This is a genomic window from Burkholderia sp. Ed8 (assembly GCF_040761425.1).
Lineage (GTDB): Bacteria > Pseudomonadota > Gammaproteobacteria > Burkholderiales > Burkholderiaceae > Burkholderia > Burkholderia seminalis.
This window is the reverse complement of the sequence record NZ_CP142889.1, coordinates 1,013,150-1,028,787: the sequence shown is the minus strand read 5'-3', so window position 1 is coordinate 1,028,787 and position 15,638 is coordinate 1,013,150. Positions and strand designations below refer to the sequence as shown.

Annotated in this window: 15 protein-coding genes and 1 pseudogene; 6 read left to right on the top strand and 10 right to left on the bottom strand. The window is 65.9% G+C overall.

Features of this window, described 5'->3' with window-relative positions:
• Window positions 1-10 precede the first annotated feature (10 nt).
• Window positions 11-2,419 (top strand): hypothetical protein, encoded by a 2,409-nt coding sequence (locus tag VXM69_RS38835; protein WP_367190567.1) that lies wholly within the window; start codon window positions 11-13, stop codon window positions 2,417-2,419.
• Between the two features lie 414 nt (window positions 2,420-2,833).
• Here VXM69_RS38835 and VXM69_RS38830 read toward each other — a convergent pair whose 3' ends face one another.
• A complete protein-coding gene (locus VXM69_RS38830) occupies window positions 2,834-3,733 on the bottom strand; it encodes a DMT family transporter (RefSeq protein WP_367190566.1) in 900 nt (299 codons plus the stop codon).
• A 225-nt stretch (window positions 3,734-3,958) separates the two neighbouring features.
• Here VXM69_RS38830 and VXM69_RS38825 point away from each other — a divergent pair.
• Window positions 3,959-4,207 (top strand): annotated as a pseudogene (locus VXM69_RS38825) (winged helix-turn-helix transcriptional regulator); the annotation flags it as partial.
• A gap of 397 nt (window positions 4,208-4,604) precedes the next feature.
• Here VXM69_RS38825 and VXM69_RS38820 read toward each other — a convergent pair.
• Both VXM69_RS38820 and VXM69_RS38815 read right to left on the bottom strand, forming a co-directional pair.
• Window positions 4,605-4,913 carry an H-NS histone family protein gene (locus VXM69_RS38820; protein WP_367190807.1) on the bottom strand — a complete coding sequence of 103 codons (309 nt, stop codon included), beginning with the start codon at window positions 4,911-4,913 and terminating at the stop codon, window positions 4,605-4,607.
• 105 nt (window positions 4,914-5,018) lie between these two features.
• Entirely contained in the window at window positions 5,019-5,291 is a 273-nt protein-coding gene (locus VXM69_RS38815; protein WP_226104033.1) for a flagellar transcriptional regulator FlhD, read from the bottom strand.
• Between the two features lie 319 nt (window positions 5,292-5,610).
• On the opposite strand from VXM69_RS38815, the gene galU reads away from it, so the two are divergent.
• From galU to VXM69_RS38795, 4 genes are all read left to right on the top strand, one after another.
• Entirely contained in the window at window positions 5,611-6,495 is an 885-nt protein-coding gene (galU, locus tag VXM69_RS38810; RefSeq protein ID WP_034190918.1) for a UTP--glucose-1-phosphate uridylyltransferase GalU, read from the top strand.
• A 25-nt stretch (window positions 6,496-6,520) separates the two neighbouring features.
• Entirely contained in the window at window positions 6,521-7,126 is a 606-nt protein-coding gene (locus tag VXM69_RS38805; protein ID WP_367190565.1) for a phosphatase PAP2 family protein, read from the top strand.
• Between the two features lie 315 nt (window positions 7,127-7,441).
• Window positions 7,442-8,635, top strand: coding sequence for a hypothetical protein (locus VXM69_RS38800; RefSeq protein ID WP_301742822.1), 1,194 nt, complete (start codon window positions 7,442-7,444; stop codon window positions 8,633-8,635).
• 71 nt (window positions 8,636-8,706) lie between these two features.
• Window positions 8,707-9,834 carry a sialidase family protein gene (locus VXM69_RS38795; RefSeq protein ID WP_367190806.1) on the top strand — a complete coding sequence of 376 codons (1,128 nt, stop codon included), beginning with the start codon at window positions 8,707-8,709 and terminating at the stop codon, window positions 9,832-9,834.
• Window positions 9,835-9,897: 63 nt separating this feature from the next.
• Here VXM69_RS38795 and VXM69_RS38790 read toward each other — a convergent pair whose 3' ends face one another.
• From VXM69_RS38790 to VXM69_RS38760, 7 genes are read right to left on the bottom strand one after another with little or no spacing between them, the layout of a single operon-like run.
• Complete coding sequence (locus tag VXM69_RS38790) at window positions 9,898-10,833, bottom strand: SIS domain-containing protein (protein WP_367190564.1); 936 nt, start codon at window positions 10,831-10,833, stop codon at window positions 9,898-9,900.
• Complete coding sequence (gene kdsB / locus VXM69_RS38785) at window positions 10,811-11,614, bottom strand: 3-deoxy-manno-octulosonate cytidylyltransferase (RefSeq protein ID WP_367190563.1); 804 nt, start codon at window positions 11,612-11,614, stop codon at window positions 10,811-10,813. The genes VXM69_RS38790 and kdsB overlap by 23 nt, the downstream gene beginning before the upstream one ends.
• Window positions 11,598-12,149 carry an HAD family hydrolase gene (locus VXM69_RS38780; protein ID WP_034190913.1) on the bottom strand — a complete coding sequence of 184 codons (552 nt, stop codon included), beginning with the start codon at window positions 12,147-12,149 and terminating at the stop codon, window positions 11,598-11,600. Before VXM69_RS38780 ends, kdsB begins: the two co-directional genes overlap by 17 nt.
• Window positions 12,146-12,991, bottom strand: coding sequence for a 3-deoxy-8-phosphooctulonate synthase (gene kdsA / locus VXM69_RS38775; RefSeq protein ID WP_124609278.1), 846 nt, complete (start codon window positions 12,989-12,991; stop codon window positions 12,146-12,148). The genes VXM69_RS38780 and kdsA overlap by 4 nt, the downstream gene beginning before the upstream one ends.
• 31 nt (window positions 12,992-13,022) lie before the next feature.
• Window positions 13,023-14,105 carry a glycosyltransferase gene (locus tag VXM69_RS38770; RefSeq protein WP_367190562.1) on the bottom strand — a complete coding sequence of 361 codons (1,083 nt, stop codon included), beginning with the start codon at window positions 14,103-14,105 and terminating at the stop codon, window positions 13,023-13,025.
• A 52-nt stretch (window positions 14,106-14,157) separates the two neighbouring features.
• Entirely contained in the window at window positions 14,158-15,111 is a 954-nt protein-coding gene (locus tag VXM69_RS38765; protein WP_175027305.1) for a glycosyltransferase, read from the bottom strand.
• Window positions 15,108-15,638 (bottom strand): serine O-acetyltransferase, encoded by a 531-nt coding sequence (locus tag VXM69_RS38760; RefSeq protein ID WP_175027306.1) that lies wholly within the window; start codon window positions 15,636-15,638, stop codon window positions 15,108-15,110. Before VXM69_RS38760 ends, VXM69_RS38765 begins: the two co-directional genes overlap by 4 nt.

Genomic DNA, 15,638 nt, shown 5'->3' with positions numbered 1-15,638 from the left:
GCATTCCACAATGAACGCATCCCACGACGCCATCGATACCATTGACGCACGCGCCGCCGCGCTGCGCGACCGCCTGGGCCCGCACGTTGCGCCCGACGGGCTCTACGAACGCCACAAACGCCTGCCGTTCGCCGGACGCGTGCAATGCAACCTCACGCGGCTCGACGCCGGCGAGTGGAGCGAAATCGTGCTCGACTACGAAGTCGGCTCGTCCGGCATCGCCGACGGCGGCTGGCTAAAGGCGACCTTCAAGTTCTATTCCGACTGGGCGCTGTTCCAGACGAGCGACCCGAGCGCCGCGAACTACATCAGCGCCGAGTACCACGCGGCGCCGCTCGTGCCGGGCCAGAGCCCGGCCACCGTGCAGGCGCTGAACGTGCGCTTCGACCAGAAGGGGCATGAGCGGCCGTTCCAGAAGGCCGTGATCGTCGACATCGTCGACGGCTACGTGAATGCCGGCGACCGGATCGTGATCCGTCTTGGCGACCGCCGCCGCGGCCCCGGCACGCGCGTGCAGACCTTCGCCGAAGACAACTTCCGCTTCCGGCTCTACGTCGACCCGCTCGGCACGTCGCGCTTCGTCGCCGTGCCCGGCGACGTGTCGATCGACATCCGTGCCGGTGCGCCGTCCGACGTGCTGCTGAACGGCCCGCGCTTCGTGCGGCCCGGCACGCGCGCACCGTTCCGGCTGTCGCTTCAGGACCGCTGGGGCAACGCGTGCCGCGATGTCGGCGGTCATGCCAGGGTCGTCGCGTACGATGCCCGCGGCGAGATCGTTTACCGGCGCGAACACGCGCTGCCCGATACAGGCTTTGCGAGTTGGGCGGTGGACGACCTGCCGGTCGACGCGGGCACGCTGCGCATCGTCGCCGACGTACCGGGGCACCCGGACGTGCGTGCGGCCGAAGCGTGGCTGACGGTCGACGCGTCGCTGCCCGTGCCGCGGGCGCTGTATGCGGACCTTCACGTGCACGCACATGACACCGTCGGTACCAACAGTCCGGAGTACAACGCGCGCTACGCACGCGACATCGGCGGTATCGACGTGCTCGGCTACACCGCGAACGACTTCCAGATCACCGACGAGAACTGGCGGCTCGGCGTCGACGCGGTCGAGCGCTTCAACGAACCGGGCCGGTTTGTCGTGTATCCGGTGCAGGAATGGTGCGGCAGCTCGACGGCAGGGGGCGACCACAACGTGGTGTTCCTCGGCGACGACCAACCGGATTTCCCGTACAACGCGCGCGGCGAGCACAATCGCACGCTGGTCTGGAACGAAGACATGAAGGGTCATGCGGTCGAACTCGGCCGCTGGCCCGTCGAGGAACTGTGGGATGCGTATGCGGACAATGCCGCGCAACATCTGGTCATGCCGCACGTGGGCGGTCGTCGTTATATCCCCGACTGGCATCATCCGGAGCTCGAGCGGCTCGTCGAGATCGCATCGTCGTGGGGCCATTTCGGCTGGCTGTACCAGGACGTGATCGCACGGGGTTATCAGCTCGGCGTCGCGGCCAGCGGCGACGAACATCGCGGCCGGCCCGGCGGCGGCGCACCCGGCGTGCAGGTCTTCGGCGTGCATGGCGGGCTGACGGGCGTGCTGGCGCCCGGGCTCGATCGAAAGCACGTCGGCGCAGCGCTGCGCGCGCGCCGCACGTGGGCGACGACCGGCGAGCACAGTGCGCTGCTGGTGCGCTGCGGCGATCACCGGCAAGGCGACGCGTTTGCGCACGAAGGGCCGGCGCGGCTCGACTATCGGCTGCTCGGCCAGTCGGGCTGGGAATACGTGGCCGCGTATGATCACGATGGCTTGCTGTGGGAACGCAACCTGCACGCGGAACTCGGCTACGCGGAGCGGCTGGTCCGGGTCCGCTGGGGCGGTGCACGCATCCGCGACCGCTATCGCTGGGCTGCGTGGCGCGGCCGGATCCGGATCGTCAACGGCACGATTCACCGTTTCGGGTCGAACGGGTTCGAGCATGTCGAGGAGTCGGCATGGCGCACCGGCGCGACCGACATCGAGTTCCGCAGCGACACCTACGGCGACGCGGACAGCATCGAACTCGACGTCGGCAATCTCGCCGCCGCGACGATCGTGGTCGAGGGCACGATCGACAGCTTCGCGAAGGTCGGCGACCCGCTGGAACGCAATCCGTTCGTGCACGCCCCTGCGTTCCGCTTCGAAATCAGCGGCGCGGAGTTGCTCGCGCGCGAATCGGCGACACACGCACTCGGCGGCACGGAGCTTTTCGTCGCGGTCGAACGGCTGACAGACAAGCCGCTGCCCGTCGATCTCGCGGGCAGCATCGACGTGGCGCCCGACAACGCATCGTTCGGGTATCGCCCCGTCTATTTCTTCGGGCGGCAGCGCAACGACAGCAAGGTATGGTCGTCGGCACAGTTCATCACGTTCGAGTGAGGCGTTTGCAGGCGTCGGTCATCTGACGCCTCGAACTCGATCGCATTGGGCCGGTCAAGCTGTCACGACGCCAGCATTGCCGATCCGGCTAGCCGCGCGGCGGGTGTTGAAGTTCGCAGATACGGCTAACGGCGTCCGTTCGCGCGTTAATCTTGTTCAATGATTCGGATAATGCACTTATCCTGACAGGACGCCGGATGGCCTGAGCTCAACTTCTCTTGGCAGGCTGCATCGGACGTTGACGTTGACATAGCGAACTTCCGCGTTTGGCCGATTTCCGCCCAACACGATCGGCTGTAGCCGACCCATAGGGGGCCTTCAATTTCCTCGATCCCGGTCGTTCGCGGTCGACACAGTTCTGTCGCGTGTGCATCGACTCGTATCGGCCAATCACAGCCAAGCCTGCTTGTCAGACTAGACTGCGGGTCCCTCCGGTGGCTCTTCCCGGATGGCGACAGCGATTGCACTCCCGACAATCCCAATGATTCCGACGACTGGAACGACATCTAGCTTTTCGCCCCATACGAAGAAGCCGAAAAGCGTTGCCCAAATGATACTTGTGTAAGTGTAGGGCGCCAGTTTCGCAGCGCTGTCACGCCGGACTGCCACCGTAAATAAAATCTGGCCGACTGTCGAAAATATTGCAAGCAGCACTAAGATAAATAAGTCTTTGAGTGTCGGAGTCCTCCAGGCAAACAATAAAGAAACACCCGTAACGGCAGTCCCGAAGGCCGTGAAGAAAAGCACCGTAATGCTTGAGTCATCGCCAGCTTTGAGCTTGCGAAGCTGAATCATAGAAAGAGCACCGCACAAAGCGCTCAGTAGCAACAGACCTGGGCCAAGGAAGTTCGACAAGCTGCCCTGAGGTCGGACTACTAGAAGGACCCCGACAAAGCCTACGGACGCGGCAACGGCATTTCGCGCGAGTAAGCATTCCCCAAGCAAGAAAGGGGCGAGGACAACAACAAAAATAGCCTCCGAATAGACGATTGCCACGGCCTCGCTCAACGGCAGATACGGCAAGCCCGCGAAAAAGAGTCCTGAGGCGCCGAGAAGCGTGAGTGCACGAATTGTCTGTCCGCGAAGGTCGATCCTTCGGATCCGAGGGCCAAGCGAACCGCCATGAAGACTGGCGAGAACAGCCGGCACAATCCCGAACAGCATTCGGAAGAATGTCACCTCGTTAGCTGGATAGTTGAGGGCTACCGCTTTGCCCAGTGCATCGACGACCGCAAAACAAAACATCGAGACCAGTATCAGCGCAATTGTTTGATACTGGGCGGTGCGATCGGAGACTGCAACGTTGATGCGCATATTATCTCGGCAGTGGTAAGTCCAATGTGAGAAAGCGAATTGTCAACGATTCGGCGTTGCTTGTCCAAGAGCCGGTTCTGGCCGAACCCGGTCGAATGGCATCGCGGTAGCGTCGGACCGGCTGATGCCGCCCCTAACCTGTTATCTCATCCTCCGCGCCGTCAGCGACCGCCGACAAGCCGCTCCTGGCAGCTGCCACATTGCTTTCATACGCTCGGCGTGTACGGCAGGCGCATGCACGGGGTGACTCAGCCGATGTTGACGCGCACGTTACGACAACTCGAACGTGACGGTCTTGTGCTCCGTCACGATTTCGATGAGGTGCCCGCTAGAGTCGAATACGAGTTATCCGACATGGGCATGGACCTGCTCGTTCGCGTGGTCCCGCCGTGGACCTGGATCGCCGAGAATGCGGACCGCTTCCGAGAAGCAAGGCGGATTTTCGACAACCATCACCGCGACGCGAACTCGTAGCTTTCCGGTTATTGATTTGTATTGCTTATTTTCCTGGCGGGAGACGGGTTCGAGTCTCTGAGTGAGCGGCTTATGGCGGTCGCACCTGTCGTACTTCGTCGCCTATCCATTCCAGCTAGCCGCACAGTCCAAGATTCGCGCTATCGCTGGCGTCTTGTTTCGGCTGACACAGGAAGACTGATTGTGATCGGGAAAAACAATCCTGTCCTGCGAATTCGCACTCAGCAGGTGAAGCGAGCGCGAACACCGCCAAGGCCGGTGTTCAAATATTCGATGACAGCATGTATCAGAAGACCGGCAACGCCGGTCTCCTATGCATACGTCGCGGAATCCCCGGGCCAACACTTCGCAAGCGACTGCTCCGCCGCCGCGAAGCGGAAGTCGAAAGTCTTCACGCTCAACCGGCACTGCGCTCGATCAGGAACCGGTCGCGACGGCCGCCTTTGATCCAGGCCGGCTCGCGCCCGCGCCCGCTCCACGTCGCGCCGGTCTTCGGGTCACGATAGCGCGGCGCCGACGCGCGCTTTCGCGGCGCCGCTTTCGACGCGCTGCCGCGGCGCCCGAATATCTGTCCGGCGGTCAGGCCATATTCGGCGACCCGAGTGCGAATCTCCTGTATGACGGCCTCCAGTTCGGCGAGCCGGGCTTCCTCGACCTGCTTCATCAGTTCATCGGCTTGCGCCTTCAATTCGCGATAACCGGGCATGCAACTTCTCCACATTCTGTTGGTGAAAAAAACGAACGGCCGCGACGATGCGATCTCGTGAAACGGCGCGACCGGAACATCCATTCGATAAAGCCTGAAAACGGATCAAGCGCGGCCCGGCGCGTTTTCGGCGCGAAATTCACAAACCAGTTCGCCGCCGGCCGCGAGTTCATCGATCTGATCCAGCGTCAACGCGTCGATCGATGCGGCGATTTCATCCGAGATACCCAATTGCCGCTTGCCCTGTTCGTAGTCGATCCGCAATATGCGCTGCGCGAGCACGAGATACGCGCGGTTGAATTCCGCAATTGCATCGAAGATATCGCCCCGTTCGGTCATGACTGCTCCTGAGCCGACGGCGATCGTCGCATGCCGCACGCGCGGCGCCGAGACCGGCCGTCCAGTAATGGATGCCTGAATCTATGTCATGCGATCGACGTCATGCCGACAATTCCTAGATGGCATCAGACATATTCGAATTCGGCAATCTCAATTCGCGATTCGCCGCTCATCGCTGTCGGATTCAGCCTAGATTCGGTCTCTACTCGAAACGCGAACACTCATACGATGGTCGAACGGCGCGCGAGTCCGGCTGCGCGAACGATATGGCACCGGCGCGCGACGATTGCATGCACGCATCGCCGGTTACCCTCGGCATTGTTGATGCCTGATCCTGAACGGATGGAATTCGAAAATCATGTTGAAAGTGACGAAAGCCGTATTTCCGGTTGCCGGTCTCGGCACGCGATTTCTGCCGGCGACCAAAGCCAGCCCGAAAGAAATGTTGCCCGTCGTAGACAAGCCGCTGATTCAATATGCGGTCGAGGAAGCGATCGACGCGGGCATCACCGAAATGATTTTCGTGACCGGCCGCAGCAAGCGCGCGATCGAAGACCACTTCGACAAATCCTACGAGATCGAGGCCGAGCTCGAAGCGCGCGGCAAGGAAAAGCTGCTGTCGCTGGTTCGCGGCATCAAGCCGAGCCACGTCGACTGTTTCTACGTGCGCCAGGCCGAAGCGCTGGGGCTCGGCCATGCCGTGCTGTGCGCGGAGAAACTGGTCGGCGACCAGCCGTTCGCCGTGATCCTCGCCGACGACCTGCTCGACGGCCCGACGCCGGTGCTGCGCCAGATGATCGACGTGTTCGATCACTATCACGCGTCGGTGATCGGCGTGGAGGAAATCGCGCCCGACGCATCGAAGTCGTACGGCGTGATCGAAGGCAAGCGCTGGGAGGACAACCTGTTCAAGCTGTCCCGCATCGTCGAGAAGCCGGAGCCGGCGCAGGCGCCGTCGAATTTCGGCGTGGTCGGCCGTTACGTGCTGAAGCCGAAGGTGTTCGAGCATCTGCGCGCGCTACGGCCCGGTGCCGGCGGCGAGCTGCAGTTGACGGACGCGATCCAGTCGCTGCTGTCCGACGAGCAGGTGCTTGCCCATCGCTACGACGGCACGCGTTTCGATTGCGGCAGCAAGCTCGGGTATCTGAAGGCGACGGTCGAGTTCGCGCTGCGGCACCCCGAAGTGGCCGCGGATTTCGAAAGCTATCTGGCCACCCGCATGTCTGCGCTGCTGGCCGCCTGACGGGGCGGCCATCACGAATCCGATCATGTGGGCCGCCGTCAGCGATCTCGGCGACGCGGCGCTGACGCTGCCGCTGGCCGTCGTATGCATCGCGTGGCTCGTGCGCTCGACGGCCGGACGGCATCGCGCGGCGTCGTGGGCGCTGATGCTCGCGGCCGGCATGGCGCTCGTCGGCGCGACCAAAATGCTGTACGCCGGCTGCGGTATCCAGATCCGCCCGATACATTTTCGTGTGATCAGCGGGCATACGATGCTCGCGTCCGCAGTCTGGCCGATGGTGTGCGTGCTGGCACTGAGCGGTGGCATGCAACCGCGGGCGAGCGCGTCGCGAGCGCTGCCGCTAGGGCTCGGGCTCGGGCTCGCGCTCGGCGCGCTGATCGGCGTCGCGCGCGTGTTCGACGACGCGCACACGCCATCGGAAGTCGTCGCCGGCTGGCTCGTCGGCTCGGCGGTCGCGCTGGCATTCGTGTGGCGACACGGCACGCCGCGTGTCGACGCACGCTATCGCGTGCTCGTCGTCGGCTCGCTGCTGGCCGTGTCGGCCACCGCGTACGGGCGCCACGTGCCGATTCAGGAGGCGATCGAACTGTATTCGCCGTTCTTGTGCGGGCGATTCGCGTTTCAGCCGTGACGGCCGCGCCTGGACCGTACGCTGCGAACGCCCTCGCCGGCCTCCGGCACATCGCGCGCTCCGCCGACCCCGCCCGAAACGGACAGAATGCCGCCCGGATCGGACGGCCCGGCTCGCCCGACTGTCCAGTCGTCTATCCTCGGTCGCCGGAAGCGCTTCGTCCCGGACGACGAACGCACATTCCGCGTGCGACGCGGCGCGACACGATGCCCGCCCTCCCCGCGGGCACCTTGCCACGCGCCGCACGACCTCTCGCCGCGCGGCACCGGCACGGCCGGCACGCAGCGGATCCGGAGCCTCCGATCGGGCACACGCATGTCGACCTTGCTCTTTTCAGCCAGCGTACTGTTCTTCTCGCTCAACGCGTTCAGCGTGCGGGCCACCTTCGCCGCGTATGTGCTGCTGTGCGCGCTCGCCTTTCTGCGCGCGCCGACACTGATGAACCGGCAGCGCCATCTGTTTCCGGTGTGCACGTACTGGCTGATCAGCACCTGCCTCGCCTTCATCCTGTCCGCGTTCGGCGATTTCTACGTGAACTTCTTCATCAAGTTCGTGCTGATCCAGACGTACATCGCGTTGAGCTACTGGATGTTCGCCGGCGGCGTACTCACACGGGCATCGCTCGACACCGCGTGCAAGACGCTGATCTACGTGCATGCCGCGTTCTTCGCGTTCCAGCTCGTCTTCTACCTCGGAACCGGCACCTTCATCGATTTCGACAGTTACGTGCGCGAAGCGGACTCCGAAGCGCTCTATGCGACCAAGGCGCTGTCCGACAGCCTGATTTCGATCCGTGCGCTGGGCCTGTATTCCGAACCGTCGTTCTATGCGATGACGGTCGTCCCGAGCGCGGTGATCCTGCTGCTGTCGAAGCGACGCATCACGCTCGCGCCCGTCATCGGGTTCGCCACCGCACTGCTCAGCTTCTCGGTCGCGTCGATGGTCGTCTGCGCGGCGCTGTGCGGGCTGCACGTGCTCACTGGGCGCGGGCGGCTGCGGACGCGGATCGCCGTCGTCGTCGTCGCGCTCGCGTGCGTGCCCTGGCTCTACAGCGTGTACGATCAGCGGGTGAACCAGTCGGTCGATTACGATGCGGTCGGCAGCCGGACGCTCGTGCTGACCGAGCTGACCGAGCGCGACGTCGTCGCGGGCGTGTTCGGCGGCGGCCTGTTCTGGGACGAGCGCAACAACGTCGGGAAAACGCACCTGCGCGGCTACCAGGTGCGGGACAGTTCGTTCTACGTCTACCTCGTGTTCGCCGCGGGCATCGCCGGTTCCGTCGTGTTCGGCGGTGCGCTTGTCATGCTGTTCCGCCGCAAGGGCCGGCGCAAGTATCTGCTTTATTTGCTGCCGATCCTGCTGTTCAAGTATCACGTGCTCTATGGCATGCTCTGGCTCACCATCCTGCTGTTCGTCGTGCTGGCCGACCAGGACGCGCCCAACCGGCGCGCGGTTGCCCGTCCCATCCCGAACCCATCCGGCGGCAAGCCGCTCGCGCACCTGACATGAACTCGCTTCGACCTGCCTCGACGTTCCGCGCGCTGAAACGGTCGACGATCGCGGCGCTATGCCTGGGCTGCATGGTGACGGCGGTTCGCGCGCAAACCGCGCCCGCGCCGCCCGGCGAGGTGATCGCGCACAGCCCGGCCGCCACGCGCGTCTATCTCGGCTCGCCGTCGCTGGCCGTGCTGCCGAACGGCGACTATGTCGCGAGCTTCGATACATTCGGCGCCGCGTCGGCGCAGAACCGGGTGTCCGTGTTCACGTCGCACGACAAGGGCACGACCTGGTCGAAGCTCGGCGACGTGCCGGACCAGTACTGGTCGTCGCTGTTCGTGCTGAACGGTGCGCTGTACCTGATGGGGACCAACCGTTCGATGGGCACGCCGACGATTCGCCGCTCCGAAGACGGCGGCGAAACGTGGACCACGCCGGTCGACGCGTCCACCGGGCTGCTGCCTTATGCGGGGCGCTACATTACCGGGCCGGTGCCGGTCCTCGTCGATCGTGGACGCGTGTGGCGCGCGTATGAAAGCGTCGAGGACGGCGACCTGCGTGCACTGGTCCTGTCCGCGCCCGTCGATCGCGACCTGCTCGATGCCCGCAACTGGCGCGCGTCCGCGCACCTGCCGTCGGACAAGCGCTGGCTCGACGGCAGGTTCCAGTCATGGGAAGAAGGCAACGTGGTCGGCCGGCAAGGCGCCGCGCCCGCCGTCGTGCTGCGCGTAAACACCGCGAACGGCCCGGAGAAGGCCGCGCTGGTGGCGACGGGCAACGACGGCCGCACGTTGTCGTTCGACCCGGCACGCGATTTCATCGACCTGCCCGGCGCCGGGAAGAAGTTCACGATCCGCTTCGATCCGCAGTCGAAGCAGTACTGGACGATCACGAATGCGGTGCCGAAGAGCGCCCGGCGGATGAACCTCGAACGCGTCCGCAACACGCTGGTGCTGCTGTCGTCGCCCGATCTCCGGCAGTGGACCGCGCGGCGCGTCGTGTTGCAGCACGCCGATCCGAAACGGCACGGCTTCCAGTACGTCGACTGGCAATTCGACGGCAACGACCTCGTCGCGGTGCTGCGCGTCGCGTTCGACGACCCGGAAGGCGGCGCCGCGAGCCAGCACGACTCGAATTTCGTCACGTTCCTGCGTGTGCGCCGGTTTCGTCAGGACGCGGCATCCGCCGCGCTGACGCAAAGCCTGCAATAGCGCACGCCGGTGTGCCGGCACGTCTCCCGCGCGCCGCCCCACGCGGCGGGCGCGGCCCGTTCGCTATTTCTTGAACACGCCGACGACGTCGCCGCCGTCGACCACCAGCAACGCGCCGATGCGCTGCTGCTGCATCAGCAGCAACGCATCCTCGACCCGCGTCCCGGGCCGTACCGTCGACGGCTCGATCGACATCATGTCGGCGGCCGTGCGCCGCAGCACGCCGTCCCCATGCCGCTCGATCGCGCGACGAATGTCGCCATCGGTCACGATGCCCCAGCCGGTGTCGCGCCTCACGATCGCGAGCCCGAGCCGGCCGCGCGTCATCGCGTCGAGCACGTCGAGCGTCGACGTCGCCTCCGTCACGAACGGCAGGTTGCCTCGCGCCATTTCGTCGTCGACCGTCGACAGCAGCCGGCGGCCGAGCGAGCCGCCCGGATGGAAGCGCGCGAAATGTTCCGGCTGGAAGCCGCGCGCCCGCATCAGCGTGACCGCCAGCGCATCACCCATCGCGATCGTTGCCGTCGTCGACGCGGTCGGCGCGAGCTGCAACGGGCACGCCTCGCGTTCGACGCCGATGTCCAGATGAACCCGCGCGGCGCTCGCGAGCGTCGACGCCGGGTTGCCGGTCAGCGCGATCAGGTCGTTGCCGTTGCCGCGCAGGAACGGAATCAGCTTGATCACCTCGTCCGTTTCGCCGGAATTCGAAATCGCGAGAAACGCGTCGTCCGGCGTCACCATGCCGAGGTCGCCATGATAGGCCTCGCCCGGATGCATGAAGAAAGCCGGCGTACCCGTGCTGGACAGCGTCGCGGCGATCTTCCTGCCGACAATGCCGGACTTGCCCATCCCGCATACGACGACGCGGCCGCTCGACGCGAGGACGATCTCGACCGCTTGCTCGAAATTCGCATCGAGCCGCGCGGCCACGCCGGCCAATGCCCGCAACTCGATCTCGAAGACCTGCCGGGCGGATTCAATATGGTTCTGTCGCATCATGGGTTTGCCGTTTGAGAAGGGAGACGACACGGGCGACGTCGTCGGGCGTATCGATGCCGGGGGGCGGCGCATAGGGCCAGCGCATCACGTCGATCGGCATGCCGAGCCACAGCGCGCGCAACTGCTCGAGCTTCTCCAGCTGTTCGAGTTCGCACGGTGCCGCGCTCGCCAGCGCCTGCAGCGTCGCATTCGCGTAGCCGTAGAGGCCGATGTGGCGCAGAAACCCGGTCCCGCTCGCACCGTCCGCCGCCGGCCGCCCGTCGCGGCAGAACGGGATCGCCGCACGCGAGAAGTACAGCGCGCGGCCGTGGCGATCCACGACGAGCTTGACGATCGCCGGCTCGTCGAGCAGCGCGCCTTGCCCGACCGGGCAGGCGACCGTCGCGACACCGAGATCCGGCGCCGCGCCGCAAAATCCGGCGAATGCCCTCAGCAGCGCCGTCGGCACGAGCGGTTCGTCGCCCTGCACGTTGAGCACCGCATCGGTGTCGGGCCAGCCAAACGCCCGCGCGAGTTCCGCCGCGCGGTCGGTGCCGGACGCGTGACCGGTATCGGTCATCGCGAACCGGATGCCGCGCGCGTCGAGTACCTCGGCGATGCGTGCGTCGTCGATCGCGACGACGATGTCGGTATCGGGCAGCGCGCGGCGCACGCGCGCATGCACGCGGACGATCATCGGTTCGCCCGCCAGATCGACGAGCGGCTTGCCCGGCAGCCGCGCCGAACCGTACCGCGCCGGAATCACGACGCGCACCGTCCGCCTGTTATTGAACGACGTCATGACCGCTCCATTGTTCGAGCAACGGCCGGTATGCGTCGTCGAGCGACAGCCCGGCCTCCATCAGCAGATGCTCGGCCACCTCGCGCGCGACGCCGCGGCCGCCGGCCGCGCGCGCGACATGGTCGACGCGGGTGCGGACGAGCCGATGCGCATCGGCCGGCGCATACGACACGCCGACGCGTTCGATGACCGGGAGATCGTTCACGTCGTCGCCGACATACGCGACTTCATGATCGTCGACCCGTTGCCGCGCCTTGATGTCCGCATAACCGGCGCCCTTGTCGTCGCAGCCGCTCACGAGCACGTCGACGCCGAGTTGCGCCGCGCGCCACGTCAACGCGCCGCTGTGCTTGCCCGACAGGATGCCGGTGCGGATGCCGTGCGCGCGCAGCAGCGCGACCGCGACCCCGTCGTGCGCGTGAAAGCTCTTCATGCACTCGCCTTCGTGCGTGACGTGCAGCAAGCCGTCGGTCAGCACGCCGTCGACGTCGAACAGCACCAGGCGCACGGGCCCGCGATACGTCGCGCCGCTCACCGGACATCGAGCGGCGGGAGCCGCTTGACCAGGTCGTCCACCGCCTTCACCTGCTGCAGGAACGCGTCGAGCAGCGCGAGCGGCAGCGCGCTCGGGCCGTCGCAGCGCGCGCGGTCGGGGTCGGGATGCGCTTCGAGGAACAGCCCGGCCAGCCCGACCGCCATCCCGGCGCGCGCGAGGTCGAGCACCTGGCGCCGCCGGCCACCCGACGCAGCACCGCCCGGATCGCGCATCTGCAGGCTGTGCGTGACGTCGAAGATCACCGGGCAGTCGCCCGTCGTGTCGCGCATCTGGCGGAAGCCGAGCATGTCGACGACGAGATTGTCATAACCGAACGACGAGCCGCGCTCGCACAGGATCACGCGGTCGTTGCCGGCTTCGCGGCACTTCGACACGATGTGCTCGACCTGCGTCGGACTCATGAACTGCGGCTTCTTGATGTTGACCGCGTTGCCGGTCCGCGCGATCGCGACCACCAGGTCGGTCTGGCGCGCGAGGAACGCCGGCACCTGCAGCACGTCGACGACCTGCGACACCGGCTCGGCCTGCCAAGTTTCATGCACGTCGGTGATCACGGGCACGCCGAACCGGCGCTTGACCGCGTCGAAAATCCGCAGCCCCTCGTCGAATCCGACGCCGCGATACGAGTGGATCGACGAGCGGTTGGCCTTGTCGAAGGACGCCTTGAACACCAGCGGAATGCCGAGACGGCGCGTGACCTCGACGAACGTCCCGCAGACGTCGAGCGTGAAGTCCAGGCTTTCGAGCACGTTGAGGCCGCCGAACAGGACAAACGGCAAGTCGTTGCCGACGGTGACATCCGGGGTGAGGGTTACATTCATACGGTTCTCCACGAAATGGGGGATGCTGTCGTTAGCGGGTCGTCCGTGCAGCATAGAGCGGCACGAGCTCGCCCAACAAGCGCGCCTCGGCGAAGCGGTGCCGCGCCTCGCCGCTCGCCCGCCGTGCCAGCTCCCGGCGCAGCGCGCCGTCGCCGGCGAGACGCTCCAGCCACGCGACCGCGTCGGCGGCCGACGCGTAGATCACACCGGTCTGCAGATGGCGCACGACATCCACATTGCCGGCGCACCCGGACACGACGACGGGCCGCCCGGCCAGCATCGCCTCGATGACCGACACCGGCATGCCCTCCCACGACGACGTCGACAGGTATACGTCCGTGCCGGCAAGCCGCCGCGCGACCTCGTCGTGCGGCAACCATCCGGTCACCTCGACGCCCGCCTCGGCCAGGCGCACCTTCGATGCATCGTCGCCGTCGCCGATCCAGACGAAGCGCACGCCGCGCGCACGCAGGCCGTGCGCGATCTGCGCGAACAGCGCCGGATTCTTTTGCGCGCGAATGCCGCCGACCGTCACCACGCGCAGGGGGCCGCCGGCCGGCCGGCCGTCGTCGCCCGCCGGTACCGACGACGGCCGATCGATTACCGCATTCTCGACCACCACCACCGGCTGGCGCAGCCATGCGCGGATCGCCCGGCCCTCGCTTTCCGAGCATGCGACGTACAGGCATTTGCGCACGCATGCGACCCATTCGAGACCGACGAATGCCAGCCGCTTCACGCCGGAGATGTCGCGGCGCATGAACGAGATGCAGTGCGGGCTGTAGAAGAACGCCGCTTTCGGCAGCGCGAACAGCGTCGACAGCCGCCCGAGAAAGCCGGCGAACGACGAGTGCAGGTGTACGACGTCCGGGCCGATCTCGTTGAGCGTCGCACGCAGCCGGCCCGCGGTCCGCAACAGGCCCGCGCCTTTCATCTGGACGTGGCGCAGCGACACCCGCTTGTCGAACATCGCGGCAAGACCGGGCGGCGTATCGGGCCGCACCGAGTAGACGACATGCACGTCGTGGCCGTCGCACGCCAGGCGATTCGCGATCAGGCACACCATCGACAACGTGCCCGTGGCGCTGGATTCGACCATGTGGACGATCTTCATCGGAATCCGTTCCATGAGGGATGAGCCGCCGCGCTGACGGCGAATGACGTCGTCAGGCACCCGGACGGCGCCCCGCGACCGCATCGATAAACGCGAGCACGCCCGAGCGCTCGATCACGCGGCCCCATTCGAGCGACTGCATCGCCGCCGGGTCGGGCCGGGTCGCCCGGACCCGCGACAGCGGAAACAGTTCGTCGAAGATCGCCGCACCGGTGACGTGGCACTGGATGCCGAGTTCGTGCGCGGTGCGCACGTTGGACGGCGCGTCGTTGCAGATGATCTTCTTGCCGAGCGACGCGTACTCGAGCAGCTTCGTCGGCGTCTGGAAGCAATGCGGCCGGTGATACGGAAAGAAGCACACCGCGTATTCGCTGTCGCGGACGATGCGCAGCGCGTCCGGTTGCGGCACGCGGCCGACGAAACGGATACCCGGCGTATCGACGAACGCCGCGTGGATCTCGGGCTCCGGCTGGCCGACCAGCACGAGCGTGTCCGACGCGTCGCGACGCGCGTCGCGATAGGCGGCCAGCACCTTCTGAAAACCGCGTTCGCGGCTCATTTCGCCGATATAGCAGAACCTGGCGGACGGCATCGGCGCGACACGGTCGCTCCCCGCCTCGGCCGGCGCGAAGATCCAGTCCGGCACGCCCATCGGCAACAGCAACGTGCGCACGCCATCTCGAAACGCCATCGCGTCGCGCATCTGCTCGTTCTGGAAGATCCGCAGATCGGGCCGCACGTTCAGCACGCGTTTCACGCCATCCTTGACGGCCGCGAGCCGACCGACCGACAGCGACCGGTAATCGTGAATCACGAACCGCGCGGGCGGCAGCGTGCGATAGAAACCCATGATGCACCACAGGATGCAGACGTCCCGATCGGGAAAGCGCGCGTATGCGTCGATATCGCCGTCGAATACCTCGAACCCGTGCTTCCCCAGGCGGCTGCGGTAAGCGGCTATCTCGGGATAGTTCGCCTTGCCGGGATGCAGAATGAACACTTTCATGTCGGTTCCTGTTCGTTGTCGAGAATGCGCGCGGGGACGCCGACGGCCACGCAACGGTCGGGCACATCACGCAACACCACCGCGCCCGCGCCGATCCGCACGCCGTCGCCGACCCGCACCGCGCCGAGCACGACGCTGTGCACGCCGAACTCCACGTGATCGCCGATCGTCGGCACGCCGCCGAGCGTGCCGTCCTTTCGGATCGTGTTGCCGATCGTCACGCCGTGCCGCAGCGTGCAGTAGTCGCCGATCACCGCGTAGCCGTTGATCACGAGGCCGGTGCCGTGATAGAGCGCGAGCCCCTTGCCGATCTTCGTCTTCACCGGAATCTCGATGCCCATCAGCCAGTCGCACAGCACGATGTAGAGCAGGATCAGCGGCGCGCCGGCCAGCAGCGTGAACCGGCTCCGGCACGCGAGGTAGTGCACGACGCGGTAGAAGATCACCACGCTGCGCGTCTTCACGAACGCATTGCGGCGGCAGTCTTCGGCGATCGCCTCGGCGGTCTGACGCAACGTGATGCGCAT

Bases quoted from the DNA above. Each gene is read 5' to 3' on its own strand.
- VXM69_RS38835 (WP_367190567.1), top strand. From the start codon at position 11: ATGAACGCATCCCACGACGCCATCGATACCATTGACGCACGCGCCGCC.
- VXM69_RS38830 (WP_367190566.1), bottom strand. From the start codon at position 3,733: ATGCGCATCAACGTTGCAGTCTCCGATCGCACCGCCCAGTATCAAACA.
- VXM69_RS38820 (WP_367190807.1), bottom strand. From the start codon at position 4,913: ATGCCCGGTTATCGCGAATTGAAGGCGCAAGCCGATGAACTGATGAAG.
- galU (WP_034190918.1), top strand. From the start codon at position 5,611: ATGTTGAAAGTGACGAAAGCCGTATTTCCGGTTGCCGGTCTCGGCACG.
- VXM69_RS38805 (WP_367190565.1), top strand. From the start codon at position 6,521: ATGTGGGCCGCCGTCAGCGATCTCGGCGACGCGGCGCTGACGCTGCCG.
- VXM69_RS38800 (WP_301742822.1), top strand. From the start codon at position 7,442: ATGTCGACCTTGCTCTTTTCAGCCAGCGTACTGTTCTTCTCGCTCAAC.
- VXM69_RS38795 (WP_367190806.1), top strand. From the start codon at position 8,707: ATGGTGACGGCGGTTCGCGCGCAAACCGCGCCCGCGCCGCCCGGCGAG.
- VXM69_RS38790 (WP_367190564.1), bottom strand. From the start codon at position 10,833: ATGATGCGACAGAACCATATTGAATCCGCCCGGCAGGTCTTCGAGATC.
- kdsB (WP_367190563.1), bottom strand. From the start codon at position 11,614: ATGACGTCGTTCAATAACAGGCGGACGGTGCGCGTCGTGATTCCGGCG.
- kdsA (WP_124609278.1), bottom strand. From the start codon at position 12,991: ATGAATGTAACCCTCACCCCGGATGTCACCGTCGGCAACGACTTGCCG.
- VXM69_RS38770 (WP_367190562.1), bottom strand. From the start codon at position 14,105: ATGAAGATCGTCCACATGGTCGAATCCAGCGCCACGGGCACGTTGTCG.
- VXM69_RS38765 (WP_175027305.1), bottom strand. From the start codon at position 15,111: ATGAAAGTGTTCATTCTGCATCCCGGCAAGGCGAACTATCCCGAGATA.
- VXM69_RS38760 (WP_175027306.1), bottom strand. From the start codon at position 15,638: ATGCGCATCACGTTGCGTCAGACCGCCGAGGCGATCGCCGAAGACTGC.